The organism is Pseudomonadota bacterium (genome assembly GCA_018817425.1).
Taxonomy (GTDB): domain Bacteria; phylum Desulfobacterota; class Desulfobacteria; order Desulfobacterales; family RPRI01; genus RPRI01.
Genome location: JAHITX010000099.1, coordinates 18,904 through 41,198 on the forward strand (window position 1 = coordinate 18,904; position 22,295 = coordinate 41,198).

17 protein-coding genes are annotated in these 22,295 nt (G+C 37.3%); 6 read left to right on the plus strand and 11 right to left on the minus strand.

Going from position 1 to position 22,295, the window contains the following annotated elements:
* Positions 1-23: 23 nt before the first annotated feature.
* The 8 genes from KKC46_17345 to KKC46_17380 form a co-directional block, all read right to left on the minus strand.
* Positions 24-3,245, minus strand: a complete 3,222-nt coding sequence (locus KKC46_17345) for a tetratricopeptide repeat protein (GenBank protein ID MBU1055565.1) — start codon at positions 3,243-3,245, stop codon at positions 24-26.
* A gap of 316 nt (positions 3,246-3,561) precedes the next feature.
* Positions 3,562-4,023: a thioredoxin TrxC gene (trxC, locus tag KKC46_17350; protein MBU1055566.1), complete on the minus strand. Its 462-nt coding sequence runs from the start codon at positions 4,021-4,023 to the stop codon at positions 3,562-3,564.
* Positions 4,024-4,039: 16 nt separating this feature from the next.
* Positions 4,040-5,401, minus strand: a complete 1,362-nt coding sequence (locus tag KKC46_17355) for a sigma-54 dependent transcriptional regulator (GenBank protein MBU1055567.1) — start codon at positions 5,399-5,401, stop codon at positions 4,040-4,042.
* A gap of 27 nt (positions 5,402-5,428) precedes the next feature.
* Positions 5,429-6,808, minus strand: coding sequence for a GHKL domain-containing protein (locus KKC46_17360; GenBank protein MBU1055568.1), 1,380 nt, complete (start codon positions 6,806-6,808; stop codon positions 5,429-5,431).
* A gap of 428 nt (positions 6,809-7,236) precedes the next feature.
* Complete coding sequence (locus tag KKC46_17365) at positions 7,237-7,992, minus strand: 3-oxoacyl-ACP reductase FabG (GenBank protein ID MBU1055569.1); 756 nt, start codon at positions 7,990-7,992, stop codon at positions 7,237-7,239.
* Positions 7,993-8,222: 230 nt separating this feature from the next.
* Positions 8,223-9,419 carry a transglycosylase SLT domain-containing protein gene (locus KKC46_17370; GenBank protein MBU1055570.1) on the minus strand — a complete coding sequence of 399 codons (1,197 nt, stop codon included), beginning with the start codon at positions 9,417-9,419 and terminating at the stop codon, positions 8,223-8,225.
* Positions 9,385-10,116 (minus strand): hypothetical protein, encoded by a 732-nt coding sequence (locus KKC46_17375; GenBank protein ID MBU1055571.1) that lies wholly within the window; start codon positions 10,114-10,116, stop codon positions 9,385-9,387. The genes KKC46_17370 and KKC46_17375 overlap by 35 nt, the downstream gene beginning before the upstream one ends.
* A 74-nt stretch (positions 10,117-10,190) precedes the next feature.
* Positions 10,191-11,297, minus strand: a complete 1,107-nt coding sequence (locus KKC46_17380; GenBank protein MBU1055572.1) for a DUF362 domain-containing protein — start codon at positions 11,295-11,297, stop codon at positions 10,191-10,193.
* Between the two features lie 249 nt (positions 11,298-11,546).
* On the opposite strand from KKC46_17380, the gene KKC46_17385 reads away from it, so the two are divergent.
* Positions 11,547-12,227: a hypothetical protein gene (locus tag KKC46_17385; protein ID MBU1055573.1), complete on the plus strand. Its 681-nt coding sequence runs from the start codon at positions 11,547-11,549 to the stop codon at positions 12,225-12,227.
* 65 nt (positions 12,228-12,292) lie between these two features.
* On the opposite strand, the gene KKC46_17390 is transcribed toward KKC46_17385, so the two are convergent.
* The 3 genes from KKC46_17390 to gap all read right to left on the minus strand — a co-directional run bounded on the left by KKC46_17390 (position 12,293) and on the right by gap (position 15,788).
* Entirely contained in the window at positions 12,293-13,693 is a 1,401-nt protein-coding gene (locus tag KKC46_17390) for a hydroxylamine oxidoreductase (GenBank protein MBU1055574.1), read from the minus strand.
* Positions 13,694-13,878: 185 nt separating this feature from the next.
* Positions 13,879-14,430 carry a NapC/NirT family cytochrome c gene (locus KKC46_17395; GenBank protein MBU1055575.1) on the minus strand — a complete coding sequence of 184 codons (552 nt, stop codon included), beginning with the start codon at positions 14,428-14,430 and terminating at the stop codon, positions 13,879-13,881.
* A gap of 347 nt (positions 14,431-14,777) precedes the next feature.
* A complete protein-coding gene (gene gap, locus KKC46_17400; protein MBU1055576.1) occupies positions 14,778-15,788 on the minus strand; it encodes a type I glyceraldehyde-3-phosphate dehydrogenase in 1,011 nt (336 codons plus the stop codon).
* 400 nt (positions 15,789-16,188) lie between these two features.
* Between gap and KKC46_17405 the strand changes: the two genes are divergently transcribed.
* From KKC46_17405 to KKC46_17425, 5 genes are all read left to right on the plus strand, one after another.
* Positions 16,189-17,220, plus strand: coding sequence for an ABC transporter permease subunit (locus KKC46_17405; GenBank protein ID MBU1055577.1), 1,032 nt, complete (start codon positions 16,189-16,191; stop codon positions 17,218-17,220).
* 4 nt (positions 17,221-17,224) lie between these two features.
* Positions 17,225-18,268 (plus strand): ABC transporter permease subunit, encoded by a 1,044-nt coding sequence (locus KKC46_17410; protein MBU1055578.1) that lies wholly within the window; start codon positions 17,225-17,227, stop codon positions 18,266-18,268.
* 206 nt (positions 18,269-18,474) lie between these two features.
* Positions 18,475-20,301: an extracellular solute-binding protein gene (locus tag KKC46_17415; protein MBU1055579.1), complete on the plus strand. Its 1,827-nt coding sequence runs from the start codon at positions 18,475-18,477 to the stop codon at positions 20,299-20,301.
* 6 nt (positions 20,302-20,307) lie between these two features.
* Positions 20,308-21,285: an ABC transporter ATP-binding protein gene (locus tag KKC46_17420; GenBank protein ID MBU1055580.1), complete on the plus strand. Its 978-nt coding sequence runs from the start codon at positions 20,308-20,310 to the stop codon at positions 21,283-21,285.
* The gene (locus KKC46_17425; protein ID MBU1055581.1) at positions 21,278-22,261 is read left to right on the plus strand and encodes an ATP-binding cassette domain-containing protein; all 984 of its coding nucleotides are present in this window, start codon (positions 21,278-21,280) and stop codon (positions 22,259-22,261) included. Before KKC46_17420 ends, KKC46_17425 begins: the two co-directional genes overlap by 8 nt.
* The last annotated feature ends 34 nt before the right edge of the window (positions 22,262-22,295 follow it).

Below are 22,295 nucleotides of genomic sequence, written 5' to 3' on the forward strand. Positions count from 1 at the left end.
TAATAGTATGAGCATAAAATATACTATAATAATCGGTTCAAATAAGCACTGATATCATCGGATACTTTTTTATGCCTGTTTGTTGTTCCCATATGTGCCCACCAGAACAACTCATCCGATGCCCAGTGATATTCCCCGTTATTAGAAAGCCCGGTTTCCAAACATATCTGGTACCAGTTGGCCGCCTCTCTGAAATTACCCTTCATTCGCTCTGAAAATCCGATATAATATAAAAACTCACAACGCTGTTTAGGGCTCTTGATAAGCCGCAAAAGATCAGAACGCGATATTAAACCCATCATGTATTTACCTATTGAATGGTAGTAGTCAGGTGAGTTGTTTTCATAATGGCGGGTAAATTCTGGAAGATCTTGTTCAGGCTGATTGCACGCCTGCCAAGCCATCAGCTTCATTAACCACATAAATTCTCTGAAGTCTTCTTGATAATCATTCGGATTCTTTAGTTCGGTCAAAATCAGATCGAATTGTCCTTCTTTAAACAAGATCATAGACAAGGGGCCCATTGATTGAGGAGTTAAATTCGGCGCTAAAAATTTTCCGGCTTGATCAACTCCTTTCCACTTACGTAATACTTTATAAATATTAACAGTATTTTCAAGTTGCTGCATTCGGGTTGCTGCCTTAACTTTTGTTAAAAGCCAGTATGCAATTTCAGGCCTTTTTACTTTTTCAAAATAAAAGGCAAGTGAACTTATCTCCCATACTCCTGCTCCTGCGGCAATGTGATCAAATGCCTTCATGATTCTTTCTTCAGTTGCCTGGGAAAAGATTTTCATATAGTCGTCAAAGTACCACCTTGAAAACTTACCGTTTAATAAACGTCCTTTCTCTATATATTCTGCGGCCTCTTTGTCCCGGCCAAAACGCCACATAAATGCTGCAGCACCTGAAAGTATATGACTTCCAGTCGGATATCGCGTCAGGGCTTTATGATAAATTTTTTCGGCTTCCTCAGGTTTTTTCAGATCTTCATATGTTCTTGCAAGACTCATCATAAAACCGCCCTGATAGGAATCTATTTCATCGGAAAGTACTTTAAACGCTATCTTTGGTTTACCCATATCCAGATATATGTTTGCCAGTTTCGATTTATAAATAGTTGTAACCAGGTCATTTCTGCCGTATTTTTTAAGCCATTTTTTTAAAACCTCTGCGGATTCTTCGTATCTTTTAAGATTTTGTAAAATCTTGGCTTTTTGTTTCCATAGACGATTTCTTGAGGGTGCCAATTTAAGCGCTTTGTCATAACAATCCAAAGCCTTGATTTTATAAACAGGTTCTTCGTGCCGGGCTAAATAATCTCCGGCCTTTTCTAAAAATAAAAAATTATAAGAAAAGTTTTCCAGATTGCAAGTAATGGGAACATGAGTACCCGCAACTTTTGCAAGAGACTGATAGTTGGAAAAATAAAACGGGTCTTTTTTAAGGGCAAGAGAATAAAAATCCCCGGCCATGTCATAATTGTATATCTGTTGAAAGACACGCCCCATGCGGGTAAGATTAACAGGCCTGCCATCAAGTTTTTTGAAAATGGCTGGAGCAAATTTCAATTTTACCTGATAATCATCGACACAAAGATATGCCTTCATTGCGAGTGATGCGCTGGTTTCAGGATGATTAACAATTTTTTCACAAATCGATTTTACCTGCTCAAAGTTGCCTAATTCATTATTTGCTTCTGCCAGCATAATCATTGCCACAAGAGATGTTTCATCACCTTCAGATATAGCCCTGACATAGTTTTCGGCCTTATCAACAGTATTCCATCTATTTAAAAGAATTTTAAACCTCAAATACACTGCACCGGAATAAAGCGACTTATATATATTTTTGATTTGCTGCTCATTAATAAAAAAACCGTACCCCTCATTGCCGTCAGGCAAATGCCAATTCGATAAAAGGTTTTCAAATTGTTGAATGGAAGTACTGCTCCCTGTTGATGGATCACCCGCAAAGGCATTTATCCGTTCACTCCATTTTTTGCGGATTTTCAAAGTGCCGGGTGATACCTTTTGCTCCATATCAGCCAGGATATCAAGAGGATATAATATGGTCAGTATCTTGGCAACACTCAAATCCGATGAATAAATTGCTTCCATAATAGTAGGATAATGGTCAGGAATTCTTTTAAGCAATCCCTTCGTCATCTCTTCGGCTTCTCTGTATAAACCGCTTTCACGGTAAAGGCGCGCCAGCAAATAATACGATAACACATTTGAGCCATCACCCTGAAGATCCTGTAAAACTTTAAAATCTTTTTTCATATAAGCGTCAATAATCTTGTCTGTCGGTTCGTCAGGTTTGTCGAAACTGCTTTTCAGTAAACGATCTGCATGAGCGGTATAACCCATATTCATAGCTATAAGCGCTTCCTCACGAAAAGAAGAAATGCCGGGATCAACATGCCTGGCCAGTGCCAAAAATCCAAGCGAATACGAGGCAAAATCATCGGCATATTGCATACGATCCGGATATAAACTCATATAAAGCAAAGCATACCCCTTTGCTGCTGCAAGAAGTAGTCTTGAATCAGGCCCTTCCTTTTGCCATAATCTTTCTATATCCGACAGGCCTTCGATAATACGCCGAGGGTCAATCCTGTGAAAATTACTGATAGCAGCTTCATATTCACTCATCCAATATATCCCTCTTTGAGGATTTGCTGTTACCCGTAAGTTCCCTTCATCTATTTTGCTCAAACACTGATCCAGCGTTTGAAGGACATCAGCAAAAGTCATATCCGCAGTCAATGCAATAGTAGTTACAACATTTTCGTCTTTGATGACGGGGATCGAAGCCATTTTACCATCATGTATGACATTGCCGATACTAAATGCCGGATCATTCTCAGAAAGGTTCCGATACTTCCCATAAAGTTTGGCTAAAATCTTAAACGAATTGATAAATCTGGTATCAGGCCTTACTGTATAGCGATCAAGAAATTCATGATAGATATCTTTTTGTTTGGCTGTCGGAATTGTATATTGGGTTCCGCTTATTTGTGTCAGGTTTTTTATATTACTTGTTATATTATAAACCCAATACGAGAGCCTGGTTTGGTTTGCCAGATAGGCAAGCAATATTATCGAGGTTGCAAGTACTATTATTATTGTCAGAAAGAGGCGCTTTTTTGAGGTGGGTTTCGTAAAAACATATCCACAAGAAGAACATTGAGTTTTATCTTTTTCCGATATAGTTAAACCACATTCGGGACACTTTTTCATATTGATTACGCTCCCTGTCTTTTATGGCAAGCGCCGGTGGAAGTAAATCTGTCATTGATGCTTTTAGACTGCTTGTTATGGTTAATCATACTTATAGAGCCAGTTTCAAAACGTCCCATTTTGGCCGATCTCTGCGTTGGGTGAAAATTATAATCCTCGAAATACTCCATGTATTCCTGCGGTTAAAATTTTCCCCCGCCTTGACCTTGACCAAACTGAAACGTTTTGAAAGTAGCTCTATAGTGCATGTTTTTCTCAGCAAAGCTTCAATGCTTTTTAGAAAGAACAATAAAAAGGGAATCATTGCAAATTTTTTCTATAAAATAAAAGGCGATATTTTACCAACTATCTGTTGTTTCGGAACTGCTCCCACGATTGTATCTTTCAGTTCTCCTTTATCAAATATCAGCATTGAAGGAATGCTTGATATCTGAAATCTTGAAGACGTTGCCGGGTTTTCATCCACATTAAGCTTACATACTCTTATTTTGCCGGAGTATTGAGTAGCAAGTTCTTCCATAACAGGCCCTATCATTTTGCATGGCCCGCACCAGGGAGCCCAGCAATCAAGCAGAACCGGAATGGGTGATTTTAAAACTTTTGTTCCAAAATCACTGTCCGTTACAATTACTGGCTTTCTGTTCGTAAGATCACTTGTGTCAAGCGGGGAAGAACATTTTCCGCATTTTGCAATAGCTCCGGCTTTATCCAACGGGACTCTGTTTTTAGCGCTGCATTTCGTACATCTTATTGTCCGTGTTTTATCCTGGTTAATCATCAATACCTCCAGGTCTTTATGGCATCACACCGTATTTTTTTAATTTCTTATGTAGAGTTCTTCTTGTTATACCAAGTCTTCTGGCTGCTTCACTTTTATTTTCTTTCGAAGACTCCAGTGTTTTTAGTATAGATGCTTTTTCAATTTCTTCAAGAGGCATATCGCAGGTATCAAAAGGTTGTGTTAATTCACTTTTTCCGGATTCAACCTGAATTGCTTCAAAATCATTTACATCCAGGTAATCTAAACGTGCAAGCACAACAGCTCTTTCAATAGCATTCATTAGTTCCCGTACATTTCCAGGCCAGTCATATTTTATAATTCCATCCATAGCTGCCGGAGTATACCCTTTTATATTTTTATGGTTTCTTTCTGAAAACATTTCAAGAAAATGTGCAGCAAGAAGAGAAATATCTTCTTTTCTCTCCCTTAAAGGAGGAACCACAATATTAACCACATTTAACCTGTAGTAAAGATCTTCACGAAAAGCTCCTGAAGCAACCATTTCCTGAATATCTTTGTTTGATGCGACAATTATTCTTACATCCACTTTTATGACATCATTTCCCCCGACTCTGGTTATCTCCCTTTCCTGAAGCACCCGCAGGAGTTTGACCTGCATTGTAAGCGGCATTTCAGTGATTTCATCAAGAAAAATGCTGCCTCCTGTTGCTTGAAGAAACCTCCCGTCTTTTTTTCTGTCTGCTCCTGTAAATGCTCCTTTTTCATGGCCGAATAATTCAGATTCGAGAAGAGTTTCAGGAATTGCAGCACAGTTGATTTTAACAAAAGGACCTTTTACTCTTGCACTGTTAAAATGGGTAGCACCAGCAATCAATTCTTTCCCTGTTCCGGATTCCCCTGTAATAAGCACAGTAGCTTCAGATGGAGCAACCAGGGAAATGGTATCGAATAATTTTGTGATAGCCAGACTTTGCCCTATTATATTCTGCCTGTCAAAACGCATTCCGAGATTTTCTTTAAGAAGACGGTTTTCCTCCTTAAGATGAATATGCTCCATAGCTCTTGCTATAGTCAGTTTTAACTTGTCAAAGTCGAGCGGTTTTGTAAGATAATCATAAGCGCCATATTTGATGGCCTTAACGGCCGATTCTACAGATGAGTAAGCGGTCATTATTATTACCGGAATTGCAGGGTTTAGTACTTTAATCTCTTTAAGCGCTTCAATACCTGACAGTTTTATCATTCTTACATCCATTAGAATAAGATCATAAGGCTTTATCTTTACTGCCTCAATCGCCGCTATGCCATCATCTGCTTCGGTCATTTCGTAGCCCCAACTGCCGATAAGCTTGGACAGCATGGTACGGTGTGCCATATCATCATCTACAACAAGAATTGTGTTTTTTTGTTTCATGTTTTTTAATCCCTTAAAATCATATTTCTACTTTGTTCCAGGCAGGAAAATCGTAAATACCGTTTCTTTCCCGGAAAGACTTTGCACTGTAATTTTACCGTCATGAGCCTCTATTATGTTATAAACTATCGCAAGCCCAAGTCCTGTTCCGCCTGATTTTGTTGTAAAATACGGGTCAAAAATTTGAGCAAGATCATCTTTGTCAATACCTGATCCTGTATCCGAAACTTTAATAAGGACTCCTTTATCTTTTTCTAAAACATCGATAGTGAGCTTGCCGCCTTTTTCCATTGACTCAATTGCATTGATAAAAAGATTTAATAAAACCTGTGTTATTCTGTCTTTATCAATTGCTATTTCAATTCTTGCTGAAGAAATATTTAATGCAATGCGTATGTTTTTTTCCAATGCTTCTCTTTCAAGAAGTTTCATTGAATTTTCTATTACGGATTTAAGCTGGGTGCGTTGCTTTGATATGGTTACCGGTCTTGCAAGTTCTACCAATTGACTTACAACTTTGTTAAGCCTGTCTACTTCGCTGATCATAATTTTCGCAACGTTTTTATCTTCCTCTTCTTCATTTCGTTCCATAAAATAGGTTGCAAGACCTTTAATGGAACTCAATGGATTTCTTATTTCATGCGCTACTCCTGCAGCAAGACTTCCAATAGATGCAAGGCGCTGGCTTCTTGCGATTTCTCTCGTTAAGGAGGCTTTGGTATTTTTATAGTTTTGAGTCATAAAAAGCAGGGCAACACCGGCAAAGCCCACAAGCAGCAATACTATACCCATAAATATATAATGCCTTGTATCAGCCTTTCTTGCCTGTTCAACAGCAGTCATATCAAGACCGACAAATATTATGAGTTCCGCCTGCCTGGGATTTTTTATGTCATACCTGGGATCAAATAATTTACGTATCATCTCTTTACTGAAAAACTCACCTGCCGGATTAAATCTTTTATATACTTCAAATATCTTTTCATTGTCTGGCGTTTTAATAATATGCCACTGTATATCATCTGTCAGATAAGCCTTCTTGAGATCAATATGGGTTTTATAAAGTTCCCCTTCATAATCGGGGTTATCATGGGCAACGATCGTTTTTTCGGTGTCTGTAATAAGAATATATGATACATAAGGTTGTATTGCTATTTCGGTCAAAAGATTATGAAGATGAAAACTTCCTATGTAATCTCCCATTATTCCGGTTCTTGTGCCTGCTTCGAAAGAACGTATAAGCGATGTGCCTTTTTCAAGTAAAAGACGATTATTGTAGGTATTCCAGCGTTGTATATTTTGAGCCGTCGTGAAAGCAAAAATAGGAAGAAGTACTGCAAAAGCACCTATTAATAACCATGAAGGAAATCCGGTCCAGAATTTATTGTTTAGTATTTTTTTAAACATAATAGAGTTGAAAAAAGTTAGAATTTTAACGGCAAATTACCTGGATTAAGTAAGTTATAGAATACATTGGCTACAAAGCCATCATATTTGAATACTTAGTATCCGGCATATTTTATTTTATATCAAGAATTGTTTATTTTATATGAAAAAACATATAAAATTATGCGACATATTTCAGACATAATTTTTATTGAACTGTTGAATACGTGAAAATTGGAATTTTTAGCTGATATGTTGGATTATCGAAAGGAATTGGTTGTAAGCAAAACCATAATCGATAAGAAAGCAGGAACTTGATTTATGACATTTGCTATAATAGATGATTGTAAAATGGAAAAAGCTTGTTACCCCATAAAAATTAATCCCTAAGCAAAAAGTCTAAAACGACTTTTTGCTTAGGGATATATATTGTCTTTATCTGTAAGAAATTAACCTAAGCCTGCTATGCCTCCATCAACTGCAATAACCTGCCCCTGAATTATCTTGGCGGCATCCGATGCCAAAAATGAAAAAACTTTACCAACTTCTTCCGGTTCCATAGGTCTTTTCAGCAATGCTCTTGCAAGTGTGGCTTCCCTGAATTTAGGATCTGATAAAATTTTAGATGTCATATCGGTAGATACTATTCCTAAACTTACCGCATTGACAGTAACATTATAACGTGCAAGCTCTTTTGCTCCGCTTTTAATCAGACCAATAACACCGCCTTTAGAAGCCGCATAATTTGGTTGTCCTACCGAACCCTGAATACCTGCTACCGAAATAACACAAAGAATTGTTCCCTGTTGTTTTTCTATCATGTGTTTGGCTGCTTCTCTCATGCATAAAAATGTTCCCTTAAGATGAATATCCACTACGCTGTCCCATTTTTCCGTAGACATCTTATGAAACATTCCGGGAGCCGAATTGCCGGCATTGTTTACCAGTATATCAACCTTGCCGAAACCATCGATGGCGGCTTTAAACATATTGATTACATCTTCTTCTTTGGAAACATCAGCCTTAACAGCAATGCCTTTACGGCCCATTTTTTCTATTTCCTTCACAACTTCGTTAGCCGCTGCTTCGCTGCTGCTATAATTTACCAAGACATCAGCGCCTTCTCTTGCAAATTCCAAAGCAATTCCTCTTCCTACTCCTCTTCCGGCACCTGTTACGATTGCCGATTTACCTTCTAACATCATATTAACTTCCTCCCTTGATTGTTTTTATTATGAAATATTTGTTCCTAAAACAAAAATGTTCTTAAATTATTTATTCTAAGCCAGTTTCAAATTAAAGTTTTCGCTATTCAGACAAGTTTAAAACCTAATAGCAAAGCTTTCCGGTATTTTCAAGCAATTCTCAACAATATAAAACACTGATAAATAATATTTTGTACAACAAACTGTAATAATATAATATTCAGATTAGTTTATTCATCAGGCATTGTTTCTTTCGGGTAAATTATAAGACGATCTCCCTGTTTTATATGAAGTCCTTTATTTAGATTATTCCAGATAGCAATGGACAAAAGAGGAACATTATGCTTTCTGGCGATTGAATAAAGAGTATCTCCTCTTTTCACAATATATATATTATTATTCTTTTCAGACAGAAAATTTTCCAAAATCAAATTATAACAGCTTATAAAATCTTCCGAACCGGTTTTCGGGATATTTATGTTATGAGTGCCTTTTTCAAGAAAATGACCTTTGATTTCCGGATTAAGATTCTTTATCGTTTTAAAAGTAGTGTTTGCTGCCTTTGCTATAAGCATTAAAGGGATTTTATAAGAAGATTCAATAATAAAAGTATCAAAGGATATTGGCGGGTAATAGTCTTTGTCTTTAATATTGAATCCGTATTTAGCCGGATTTTCCATGATAAGTTTTATTGAAAGAATCCGAAAAATGTATCTTTGGGTTTCTTCCGGAAGATAGAGCCTGTAAAAATCATTTCTTTCCTGTTCATGGATTTCGGCAAGAAGGCCCTCTTCTCCCATATTATACGCAGCTGCCGCAAGAGTCCATGATCCCAGTATGCCATAAAGATCCTTTAAATAAGTAATAGCTGCCTGGGTTGATATGAAAAAATTACGTCTTTCATCTTTTTGCTGATTGACGGCTAATCCGTATCTTTTCCCTGTACTGGATATAAACTGCCAGTACCCTACAGCGCCCTGTTTTGACCTGACATTTGGTCTTAATGCACTTTCTGCAACAGCAATATATTTTAAATCATCCGGCATTCCGTTTTCTTTAAGGATTTCTTCGATATAAGGAAAGTATCTGCTTGAACGTTTTAGCCATAACATAACCTGCGGTCTGTCCCAGGATGAAAGAAGAATCTCTTTTTCAAATCTTTCTCTGACTTCCTGAAGTTCAAAAGGAACGGGTTCCCCGCAAAATGTTAGAGTTTCACTGGGTATTTCGGCAATATCTGTTTGAAAGAAGAAATCGGCTTGTTCTAAAGATTCGGCATAAACAGTTGAAGAAATAAAAAAAACGCAAAGAAGTAAAACCAGTTTTTTGCAGCTTGAATACATAATTTGCCACCAGTAATTCTTTAAGTTGAGGTTTGATTTTATTGTGAAATTAAAATGCAGTTTGTCCGGCTTTTTTTCTTTCATCTTCCTTTCTTTTAATTGCATTTTCTTCAATTGTAAGGAGATGTTTTATATTATTTGCGAAGTAAATCATTATAGTGTATTTAAAGCTTCCACCCCTTGAGATTGCAGAAAATATCAAAAAATCATTATTAATTTCCCAGGCTAAAGACATGCTTTCTCCATCATCCCAGTTGACCATGAGAGGTTCACCATATTTTTGTTTCAGAATATCAGCAATATCTCCTTCCTTTTTTTTTGAAGTAACAGAAAAAAGCAGGGGTTTTTTTGTGTAGTTTGAAAAAACCAGTTTAATACTGTCAAAAGGTGTGTATTCATTCTGAGGGTATCTGAAAATCAGGTTTGTGATATTATGTTCAACTCTTGCTCCCTTTTCATCATTTAATTTCATGTTTAGATTATAAAGATTGGGAAAGGTTTTTTTGAAAAAGATCTTGTTGCTTAAAGAAATATCAAGAGTTCCTTTTTTTTCAACAGCATAAGAGCCAAGCTGTTTTGAAAGTTTATTTATTACCGTTTCAGATAAAATGGTATTTGATCCCAGATCAAAAAAAGTAAAACTTTCAGGAAAATTTATTTTTGCAATTTCTGGATTTTTTTTCTCGGCATTTTCACTACAACCGGTAACAAGAAATGTTGAGAATAGAATAAAAAATATAATTCCTGAAAACAATATTACCCTATTACCCTGTAATTTCATAAAATATTTCATTCCTTTTCTTGATATAATTTTTTGTTATGAGTGTGTACGCAAATTGTAGAATTGAAACTTTTTTATACTTCTATAATTTTGTAGCTACGGGTTCCTAAACCTAACTTTTGCGCATAATCAAGTTGTAAGGGCCAGTCTACTTTTGGATGAACCGCCCTGAATTTATCTTCGCCAGGCCCAAGAACTGAGTTGATACAAGAACCCGGAAGAGAATATTCATTATTTACCAGATCTACCGAAGCCTGATCTATTGCAACCGGATCATTTGAAGCAACGATTCCGATATCCCTTACAATCGCAGTGTCATTGTAAGGAGCACAATCGCAATCAGGAGAAATATCTGTAATGAAATTGATAAAAAGAGACTTTCCGGCCTTGTTTTTTAATACACCCATTGTGTATTCAACCATTTTTTCGAGAAAAACCGGAATTACCGCATTCCATTTGATCTGGATGGCTTCATTTATACATATCAGAATACATTCTCCACAACCTATACATTTGGCCGAATCGATAGAAGCTTTATCGTTAATAAGGGAAATTGCCTCCTGTGAGCAATGAGCAATACATTCTCCACAACCTATACATTTTTTTTTCTTCACACCCGGGGCCATTTTTGAATGTTGCGCCATTTTGCCTCTCCTGGACGCACAGCCCATACCAAGATTTTTTATTGTTCCTCCAAACCCGGATAATTCGTGGCCCTTGAAATGAGCAACCGAAATAAGTGAATCAGCTTGGACAATTTCAGAACCAATATAAACCTCTTTGAAATGCTTCTGGTTAATCATAACAGATGTTACCGATTTTCCTCGCAATCCGTCCGCAATTACAATAGGTGCTTCAATGACAGAATATGCAAAGCCATTTTGTATAGCTGTTATTATATGATGAGGAGCATCGCTGCGGGTTCCGGCGTATAACGTATTTGCATCCGTTAAAAAAGGAGTGCCACCTTTTGCTTTAATTAATTCTACGATTTTTCTCAAATAAACCGGGCGTATATAGGCGGTATTCCCCATTTCCCCAAAATGAAGTTTTACAGCAACAAGGTCTCTTTTATTGATAGCATCAGAAATCCCGGCGGTATTAAGAAGCTTTTCAATCTTCTTCAACAGGTTTTCTTTGTGACTAGCTCTTAAATTCGTAAAATAGACTTGACTCTTCATCTATCCACCATACCTTGTATGAAATTATAAAAAATAAACATGTTGTTTTTAATGCCTTTATGAAAAGTCAAATAATGAATTTTTATGAGTTCATCTAGTTTGTATGGACTTTGAAATTAATACTTGCATGAATTGAAATTGTCTGCTTTTTAGAAAATAGCGGTAGGACTCACTTAAGTCAAGACGTTTAAATACAATTCCGATAATGCATAGCGATCTCTTTGGGATCTAATGGAGTAATAATATTAAATGAATCTAAATTCAAAACTTTTAGCGCTTGAAAAAATTTATAAAATTTACGATGATTTTATAGAAAGCATTGATACTGTCTGCAAGCAATATTGCTCCACATGCTGTACCAGAGATGTCATAATGACAAGCGTTGAAGGATATAAAATTATCCGGCATATTATATCGGAAGATAAAACTCATTTGTTTGAAAAAATAAAAGCTTCTTCAGCTAAGCAAAGGTTTAGGCCCCAAACAACCATAAATGCCTTGGCAGAGAATTGCAAAGAAGAAGATGATTTTTCCGAAGTAATTAAAACGCCAATGGGTAAATGCCCCTTGTTGATAAATAATGCATGTTCTGTATATCCGGTAAGACCTTTTGCATGCAGATGTTTTGTTTCAAAGGAAGATTGTGCAAAAAACGAATGTGCAATAATTGACGACTTTGTATTGGCAGTAAATAATATTTTTTTACAGGTAATCGAACATATAGACCAAGACAGATTTACAGGCAATCTGACAGATATATTACTTTTCCTTGAATCCGAACAAACTCGTGAAAATCTTTTGGCAGGTAGAAATATTACCCTGCCGTCTTACATTGTAAATAATCGTCCTTTGAAAATACTTATGATTCCTCCCGAACACAGAGAAAAAACACTGCCTATAATAAAATCTTTAAAAAATATTACTTTTTAATACATAGGGTTCTTCTCCCAATTAGTTGGGAAAAAGGGTTCAATTTATATAAGACCCAAATCACATTACTTGTCCGGGAAAATCTCTTTTGGTTTTACCTTATTTCCGGTGGCATTGGGGAAATTTATTGCCTTATAAGCTTTTTTGCCGCTATTTAAAAGTTCGTCTGCTTCTTCCTCGAAATTATTGAATCTTTTCTTGCATTCGTAAAATCCGTGCCACCACGAATAATCCGGGGCCATCATTGCTGTTCCCATTCTTGCTCTTCTTCCTTCGTGATGCCATAATTCATAAAACTCAACTTCAAGCCTTTCATCGAAATATCTGCTGTCATCCAAAAGTTTTTTAGCATACAGTTCATCCAAAAGTTTTCTGGCAGGTTTATAATATACTTCATTGTATTCACTTACTACTTTGTCCAGTTTGTAATAGTGATCATCAACCCACTTGTTGCCATGACATTGGATACAGGTTTCTTTCATTTTTTCTCTTTCTATCTTCCAGTTAGTTTTTGCAGGAAATGCTTTAAAATCCTGGGGACGAACTGTAAGGGGTGCCTGTAGTTCCCAGGACAAGCGTTCGGTAACATCATGTGAAGTTAAAACTTTGCCTGCACCTGAGATATGACATGATGCACAGGTTGGGCCTCTGAAATCAACGCCGGGAGTCCATGTGCCGGGTGCCGAATTCCAGTTATAATCATCGCCATGAGCAGTATAAATATCACCGTGTTTTGATTCCATAAAAATCTCAATCTGGGGATGATCGGGACCAAGATGGCATTGTCCGCAAGCTTCGGGTTTTCTTGCTTCCATAACAGAAAAGCGATGGCGTGTGTGGCAGCTGGTACAGCTTCCAATGCTTGAGTCAAGATTCACGCGACCCACCCCTACATTAGGCCATGTTTCCGGATCAAGGGCCCCGTCTTTGGTTTTAAGAACAGTGCCATGACAATGGAAGCAACCGGCATTTCTTTCAGTATCGCTGTTCATGCCTTTATTTAGCCATGGATCGATTTTCCAGATTATCTCAATTGTATTTGCGTGCTTGCTGCGAGCATACTGCTTTGCTTCATCAGGATGGCACCGCGAACAATCTTTAGGTGTTACAACTGCCGTAACAGGAACTTTAGTTTCCCTGCCACCGGAATATTCTTTTCCTTCATACTGCTTATAATGTGATTTGCTTACATCAGGGTCAGATTCTTGTGCTTTATGGCAATCATAACATGTAATATTGGCGCTGGCATGGCGGCTTTGAGCCCAATCGGCAAATAGACCCGGATTTTCTTTTTTATGACATTCTATACAGGCTACAGCCTCTTTAGGGGTGCTTCTTTCAATTCGAAATGCTTTTTCTTTTGGCATATTTACGGCATTTTGAGCATCTGCAATAATTGCCTTTAAAACAATAATACTGCTTATTGCTATAACAAAAGCTATGATTGTTAAAAGCCTTTTTTTCATCTGCGCCCCCTTTAATTATGCATATATTGTGAGCCAGTTTCAAAACGTCCCATTTTGGCCGATCTCTGCGTTGGGCGAAAATTTTAATTCTCGAAATACTACATGTATTCCTGCGGTTAAAATTTTCGCCCGCCTTGACCTTGACCAAACTGAAACGTTTTGAAAGTGGCTCATAAATTTATCTTTTACAATCCGGAGCCTATATATGGCTCTTTGTATTGTTTGTAATCATAAACCTGTTTTTTATTGTGAACCAGGTTTTTATGGCAGTCCACGCATTTTTTTTCATATCCTTCCCGTGGATATAAAACCGACCTATGGGCAAGCATTGCTCCGCGCTTATCGGGAATGTACAAAATATTCCTGTGGCATTTTTCACATTCCCTGTTTTTAAATGTCGCATAGGCTTTTGCACGGTTTTTTTCATGATCATATTCACTTATTGTAAAATGGGCGAAAACATCTTTTATGCCGTGAAAAGTTTTGGCAAAAAAGAAATTGAAGGTATCGTAAGGGGCCGGCAGGTGGCAATCCATGCAATCAGCAACAAATCCATGAGCATTGTTCACATGGCTGGATGTTTTCCAGGTATCAAAAGCATATTGAATTTCATGACAGGTCGCGCAAAACTGTGGAGTTGAGGTCCGAACCATTGTATAGTAAGTAATACTGAAAAGAGGAAAGGCTATAACAATGCCTATGAGGATAAGAATAAATTTTTTTGTATTCTTTTTCATACCTGACAAACCATTCTAAAGCTTTTAAGGCTATTAAGTTTGTTCCGGTCCCAAAGTTTTTTTTATTTTATCACAATTAAATTGAATGTACAGCGTAAACTGTAAGAAGCTTTCTGCCATCAGTTGTTAATGAAATCTCTACGCTGTAATCGCCGTAAAAATTTTCTTAGATAGCAGGTCTATATGCAAGATTAAAAACAAGACCGTCTATATAAATTCCTTCATCAGAATTTATTGCACAGGTTGTGGGAAAAATACGGGGTATTTTTGTTGGAATCTGGAATTTATAAAGCGAATAGCAAATGTATTTTTAGCACTATCTGCTATCCGCTTTAAATAGTAGGATTTTAGAGACCCTGATCCGCTATATATGCCGCAAGATCGGCTACTCTGCATGAATAGCCCCATTCATTATCGTACCATGTTACAACCTTTGCCATATTGCCACCAAGCACCTGGGTGAATTTGGCATCTATTATCGAAGAATGGGAATCACCTTTAAAGTCCATGGATACAAGAGATTGTTCCTCGAAAGCCATGATTCCTTTCAGATCTGTTTCGGCTGCTTTTTTAAGTGTGGCTCTTAATTCTTCCGTGTCTGTTTTTTTGTTTAGTGTTGCCACAAAGTCAACCACGGAAACAGTAGGTGTGGGAACCCTTAAGGAGTATCCGTCAAAACGTCCGGCAAGATCGGGAATAACAAGAGCTACAGCTTTTGCGGCTCCGGTTGTGGTTGGAATTATATTCAGAGCTGCTGCACGGGAGCGTCTTGGGTCTTTATGCGCAAGATCTAAAAGGCGCTGATCTCCGGTGTATGAATGAATTGTAGTCATCAAGCCTTTCTCAATGCCGAAGGCATTGTGAATTACAAGTGCCGGAGGGGCAAGGCAATTTGTAGTACAGGAAGCATTGGAAATAATATTATGTTTTTTCGGGTCATAGTTTTTATGGTTAACACCCATTACTACCGTAATATCTTCTTCTTTGGCCGGAGCTGATATGATAACTTTTTTGGCGCCTGCCTTAATGTGTGCTGCGGCTTTAGGGCCATTCGTAAAAAGACCGGTGCTTTCAACTACAAGATCAACCCCTTCGGCACCCCAAGGGATTTGTTCAGGATCACGTGATGCGAAATTCTTAATCAATTTTCCATTTACAAGTATACCGTCTTTGGCAGGCTCAACAGTTCCGGGAAAACGTCCGTAGTTTGAATCATACTTGAAAAGATGGGCATTTGTTTCTACGTCAAAAAGATCGTTAATTGCAACAACCTCAAGTTTATCTGCCTGTCTTTCTATCATTGCTTTTAGTACCTGGCGGCCTATTCGGCCAAAACCGTTTATTCCGATGCGAATCATACATCACCTCATTATGCAAATTGTTTATATCTGCATCATGAAATCTTTGGATAACACCCTTAAAAACAAAATCGGATGTTCTTCAAAGATCCCATCATGCAATCTTAACCTTTGATTTAAATGCAAAGTATTTTTTAAATAACAATCTAAATCACCGATGTAACAGTAATTACTATGAGATAGAATTTATGCTATCCTGTAACAAATAATCTTTTGCCTGTCAATAATTCCTGTAAGAGATAACAGGGGAATACCATTTGATATCATATAACAAAAGGCCTTTTTAAAATATATAGCCATTGCATTATGTTTTGAGTAAGGCTATAAATATGATATATATGGTAAAATATAAATTTTACAACAATTAAGACTATCTTACTGCAAGTTTATCAGGTTTTTTATGACCACATATATATTAAGACGTCTGTTATTAATAATTCCGACTTTTCTTGGAATTACAATAATGGTTTTTGTGATTACAAGGTTTGTGCCCGGAGGCCCTATCGAACGAATGATAGCTCAGGCCCAGCAAATGCAGAGCATGGGTGGAAATAGCGGAGCAAGACCTACTTCCAAGGAACAGAACCAACCCCTTTCTAAAGAGCAGATTAATGAGCTGAAAAAATATTACGGTTTTGATAAACCTGTTCTTGTAAGCTATTTTCTGTGGGTGAAAAAGGTGCTTAAAGGAGACCTGGGTGTTTCAACGCGTTATTATGATCCGGTCTGGACCATGATAAAAGAGCGGATACCCATATCCCTTTATTTTGGAATAATTACAATGATACTTGTGCACGGGATCTGTATTCCCCTTGGAATCTTAAAGGCTGTAAAACATAAAAGCTCTTTTGACAACGCAACCTCTGTAGTTGTTTTTGTCGGTTATGCAATTCCCGGATGGGTTATTGGAGTACTTTTGCTTATTTTACTTTCTTCACATTGGGATATATTTCCTTTGGGCGAATTTGTGAGCGAAAATTTTGAAGAACTCAATTATTTCCGAAAAATTACTGATATTTTGTGGCATACGGCTCTTCCTCTTGCGGCATATCTGGTCGGGTCATTTACCGTTATGACTTTTTTGATGAAAAATACACTTCTTGATAATCTTTGTGCAGATTATGTACGTACCGCAATTGCAAAGGGACTTTCTTTTAAAAAAGCCGTTTTCAGGCATGCTTTAAGAAACAGCCTTATTCCGATTGCAACTAATTTTGGTAACAATATTTCAATTATTCTGATGGGGTCTTTTTTGATTGAAAAAGTTTTTAATATAAACGGCATGGGGCTTTTGGGATATGAAGCAATTATAGAACGCGATTATCCTGTTGTTCTCGGAATACTTGTGATTTCATCTCTTTTGCTTCTTATAGGAAATATTTTTTCAGACATTTGCGTTGCAATTGTTGATCCGAGGGTTAAGTTCGAGTGAAGATATGCTTTTAAATCCTCTTACCAGAAAAAAAATACAGCGATTTAAATCCATAAAAAGAGGGTTCTATTCTTTTTTGCTGTTATCTGTCATGATTCTTATTTCTTTTTTAGCAGAAAGTTTTGTAAACAGCCGGGCTCTTGTAGTTTACTATAATAATCAATTCTATTTTCCTGTGTATGCCGATATGATTCCGGGCAGTAAATTCGGCCTTGATTATGATTATGAAACAAATTACAGGCAGTTAAAGAAAGTATTTGCAGAAGGGAAAAAAGGAAATTGGCTTATTATGCCTTTAGTGCCTTATAATGCTTATGAAAATGATCTTAAAAATGATTTGTTCCCTCCGTATCCGCCTTCATTTAAAGAGAGACACTATTTGGGTACCGATAATGTAGGAAGAGATATTCTTGCCCGCCTTGTGTATGGCTTTAGAATTGCTATATCCTTTTCTCTTCTTCTGCTTTTATTTAATTATGGGATCGGTATTAGTATCGGAAGCGCCATGGGCTATTTTGGGGGAAAATTCGATCTTTTTTTCCAGCGTATAATTGAAATATGGTCTAATGTCCCATTTCTTTATGTAATCATAATTATATCTTCTATTGTAGTACCCGGATTTATTACTCTGATAATGATCATGGCTTTTTTCGGATGGATTGGTATAACATGGATTATACGAACGGTAACATATAAAGAAAAAGCAAGGGAATATGTACTTGCAGCAAAGGCTATAGGTGCTTCAAACAGCCGCATAATTTTCAAACATATAATCCCAAACACAATATCAATTATAGTAACCTATGCTCCTTTTGCAGTTTCAGGCGGAATTGTCGCTCTTACATCACTTGATTATCTTGGCTTTGGTCTTCCTCCTCCAACACCAAGCTGGGGTGAACTGATACAGCAGGGTTGGATACATAAAGATTCATGGTGGATTGGCGGATCGGTTATAAGTGCAATGACTTTAACATTGCTTACGGTGACATTCATTGGAGAAGCAGTAAGAGAGGCTTTTGATCCTAAAATGTATTCAGTATATGAATAGGGGTAGGGGGCAGTAAATCAGGGATATAGGCTTTAAGTTAATTAATCTGTATCAACTAATATAATAGTAAATTGAATATCGAATATTGAACAAGGGGACAACCCCCTTAATCCCCCTTTTTAAAGGGGGAACGAATGTCGAAGGAAGATAAGAAGTAAAAAACTTCATAATTCGAAATTTAAACGGGTTTTAAAAGAAAAAGTATTATGAAAATATATATTAGATTTATCAAACTTTTTTTAGTTGCCGGGATATTATTAATTTGTACTCAGTCTTATGCTGCTCCTCAACTGCCAAAAGATATAAAATGGCTTACAAATAATTCCGACCCTGTATTTGCTTGTACTGATGCAAAAAAAGGAGGGATATTTCATACCGCTTTGATGAGTTTTCCTATGACTTTTCGCGTTGTAGGGCCTGATTCCAATAGCAGCTTCAGAAGTGCTATTTTGGGTAATCAGCTATCTCTTATAGGAATTCATCCGAATACTTTAAATATTATTCCCGAGATTGCAACTCACTGGGCTTTTGGTAAAGATAAAAAAACCATGTATTTCAAGCTTAACAAAAAAGCTCGCTGGTCGGACGGAGTACCTGTGACAGCAGCTGATTTTGCCTATACGCTTGATTTCATGCGCTCAAAACATATAGTTGCCCCCTGGTATAATGATTACTATGCCAAAGAGATAGACCGGGTTATTGTATATGATGACTATACCCTTGCAGTTGTTGCAACAAAAGCGGAACCGGATCTTTATCTAAAACTGGGAATAAGTCCCACCCCCCGTCATTATTATAAAAAGCTGGATAAGAATTTTGTCAGAAAATATAACTGGAAGATTGTGCCAAACACAGGGCCATATCAAATAAGTGATTTTGTCAAAGGAAAAACTGTAGCATTTAAACGCAAAATTAATTGGTGGGGAGAAAATCTTAAATATTTTAAAAATCGTTATAACGTGGACAAAATAATATTCAAGGTAATCAGGGACAGTAATATAATCTGGGAGTATTTTAAAAAAGGGAAAATAGATGAGTACAACATGACCATTCCGGAATACTGGCATGTGAAATCAAAGACACAGGTTATAGAAAACGGCTATGTTCACAAAATCTGGTTTTTTAATGATACCCAGCAGTCTGCAACGGGGCTGTGGCTTAATCAGGATAAGGAAATATTCAAGGATATATATGTTAGATATGCTTTTGCACATGCAATGAATGTAGAAAAAGTTATAGAAAAAGTATTACGAAACGATTATTTCAGACTCGAACATGGATTTATGGGTTATGGGCATTATTCCAATGAGAAGATAAGAGCAAGAAGGTTTGATCTTAATAAAGTTGACTTTTATATGAAAAAAGCAGGCTGGAAACGCGGCTCAGACGGCATATGGGAAAAAGGGAAAAATCGTTTTTCGGTAAATGTCGCTTACGGTCATGATGAACATACTCCACGGCTTGTAGTTTTAAAGGAAGAAGCAAAAAAAGCAGGGATTGAGCTTTTACTGCAAAAGCTTGACCCAACAGCCGTTTATAAAAAAGTTCTTGAAAAAAAGCATGATGTGGCATGGATGGGTTGGAGTACTTCCTTTAGGCCGCAATATTGGGAACATTTTCACTCGGCAAATGCTCACAAGCCTCAAACAAACAATATCACAAACACCGATAACCCTGAAATGGACAAACTCATAGATGCATACCGCAATTCGCTTGTAGAAAAAGAACGGATAAAACTATCACTTGAAATACAACAAAAAATACATGATCTTTGTGTTTTTGTGCCGACGTTCATGGTGCCTTACACCCGTGATGCTTATTGGAGATGGTGGAAATTTCCAAAAGTTTTTGGAACCAAAAATTCTACTGATTTATTTGATCCTTTCAGCAGTATGACAGGCGGTCTCTTCTGGTTTGACGCCAACAGCTATGATGAAACTAAAAAAGCCATGAAAAAGGGCGAAGAATTTGACCCTGTTTCTATGACAGATGAAACTTATAAAATGAAAACAATAACAATGAAAATTCAGTGATAAGTAATGGCTGAAAATGAAATATTAAAAGTTGAAAACCTTGTTACATCCTTTAATACGGAAGCAGGCAGAATCCGTGCAGTAGATGATGTCAGCTTTGCTGTAAACAAAGGAGAAGTTTTCGGTATAGTAGGAGAATCAGGATGCGGAAAAAGTGTTACGGCTCTTTCTATAATGAGGCTTCTCCCGAAACCGGCCGGACAAATTGATAGTGGGCGCATTATTTTTTCAGGAACCGATATAGTATCTTTGCCTGTAGAAAGCATGCATCAGATACGGGGAAATAAAATTTCCATGATCTTTCAGGAACCCATGACTGCCTTAAATCCGGTTCATACCATAGGCGATCAGATAAATGAAGTATATCTTCTTCGAAATCCGGGAAGGAAGATAAAAGATATCAGGGAAGATTCCATAGAAATGCTTAAAAAAGTAGGTATTTCAGATCCTGAAAAACGCATTAAAGATTATCCTCACAGCATATCAGGCGGCATGCGGCAAAGAGTAATGATTGCAATGGCTCTTGCCTGCAAGCCTGATGTCCTTATTGCGGATGAACCTACAACCGCTTTAGATGTAACGATACAGGCACAAATACTGGATCTGATGAAAAAACTTCAGGATGAAACCGGTATGGCAATAATATTTATAACCCATGCGCTTGGTGTGATAGCTGAAACAAGCAAAAGAGTACTTGTGATGTATGCAGGGAAAATAGCCGAAACAGCGCCGGTGGAAAGTCTTTTCAAAAAACCTATGCACCCTTATACAAAAGGACTTTTTTTATCCATTCCGCGTCTTGAAGGAAAAAGAAAAACAAGGCTTCATGTAATAAAAGGTGCAGTTCCTGCTCTTAACGAACTTCCCGAAGGTTGCAGGTTTAAAAATCGTTGCCCGGAAGCTATGGATATATGCGGAACAGTTTCTCCTCCTTCTGTTCGTATTGAAGATAACCATTTTGTGAGCTGCTATCTTTATGTCTGAATACCTCATTGAAACAAAAAACATTAAGGTACATTTTCCAGTTTATGGAGGCATATTACGTCGAAAAACAGGAAAAGTATATGCTGTAGACGGCGTATCCATTAAAGTGAAAAAAGGTGAGACAATAGGGCTTGTAGGTGAGTCAGGCTGCGGTAAAACAACAACAGGGCGTGCGATTATAAGACTTTATAATTTGACGAAAGGGGATATATTTTTTGAGGGAGAAAATATTTCCCGTTTAAGTGACAGGGAAATGAGGCCGCATAGAAGAAATATGCAGATGATTTTCCAGGACCCTTTCGAATCATTGGATGCAAGGCAAACTATCGGAGATATATTGGAAGAACCTTTACTAGTTCATAAATTGGGTTCATCACAAACAAGACTGGAAGAAGTGTTAAATCTCTTATCGCGGGTTGGGATACCGCAAAACGCAGTAAACCGTTTTCCGCATGAATTCAGTGGCGGGCAGCGCCAGAGAATAGGAATAGCAAGGTCTATCGCCTTAAAGCCCAAACTGATAGTGTGCGATGAACCGGTATCGGCTCTTGATGTTTCTATCCAATCGCAGATACTTAATCTTCTTATTGACCTTCAATCTGAGATGAATCTTACTTATATTTTTATCGCACATGATCTGTCGGTTGTTAAACATATTTCGGATAATATAGCAGTGATGTATTTAGGAAAAATCGTGGAATATACTGATGCCGACAGCATTTATGAAAATCCTCTGCATCCCTATACAAAGGCATTGATATCCGCAATTCCAGTTCCTGACCCTTCAATTAAAAATAAAAAAATTGTGCTTTACGGAGATGTCCCTTCTCCTTTAAATCCTCCATCAGGATGCCGTTTTCATACAAGGTGTCCTGTAGCTTTTGACAGATGCAGTATTGATGAGCCGGAGTTGCAGCCGGTTCCGGAAGCTCATGGCTTAGGGCATTTGGCGGCATGCCATCTTATAAATGGTTAATGGTGGATAAACAAAAAAGCGATTTCAAACTTTG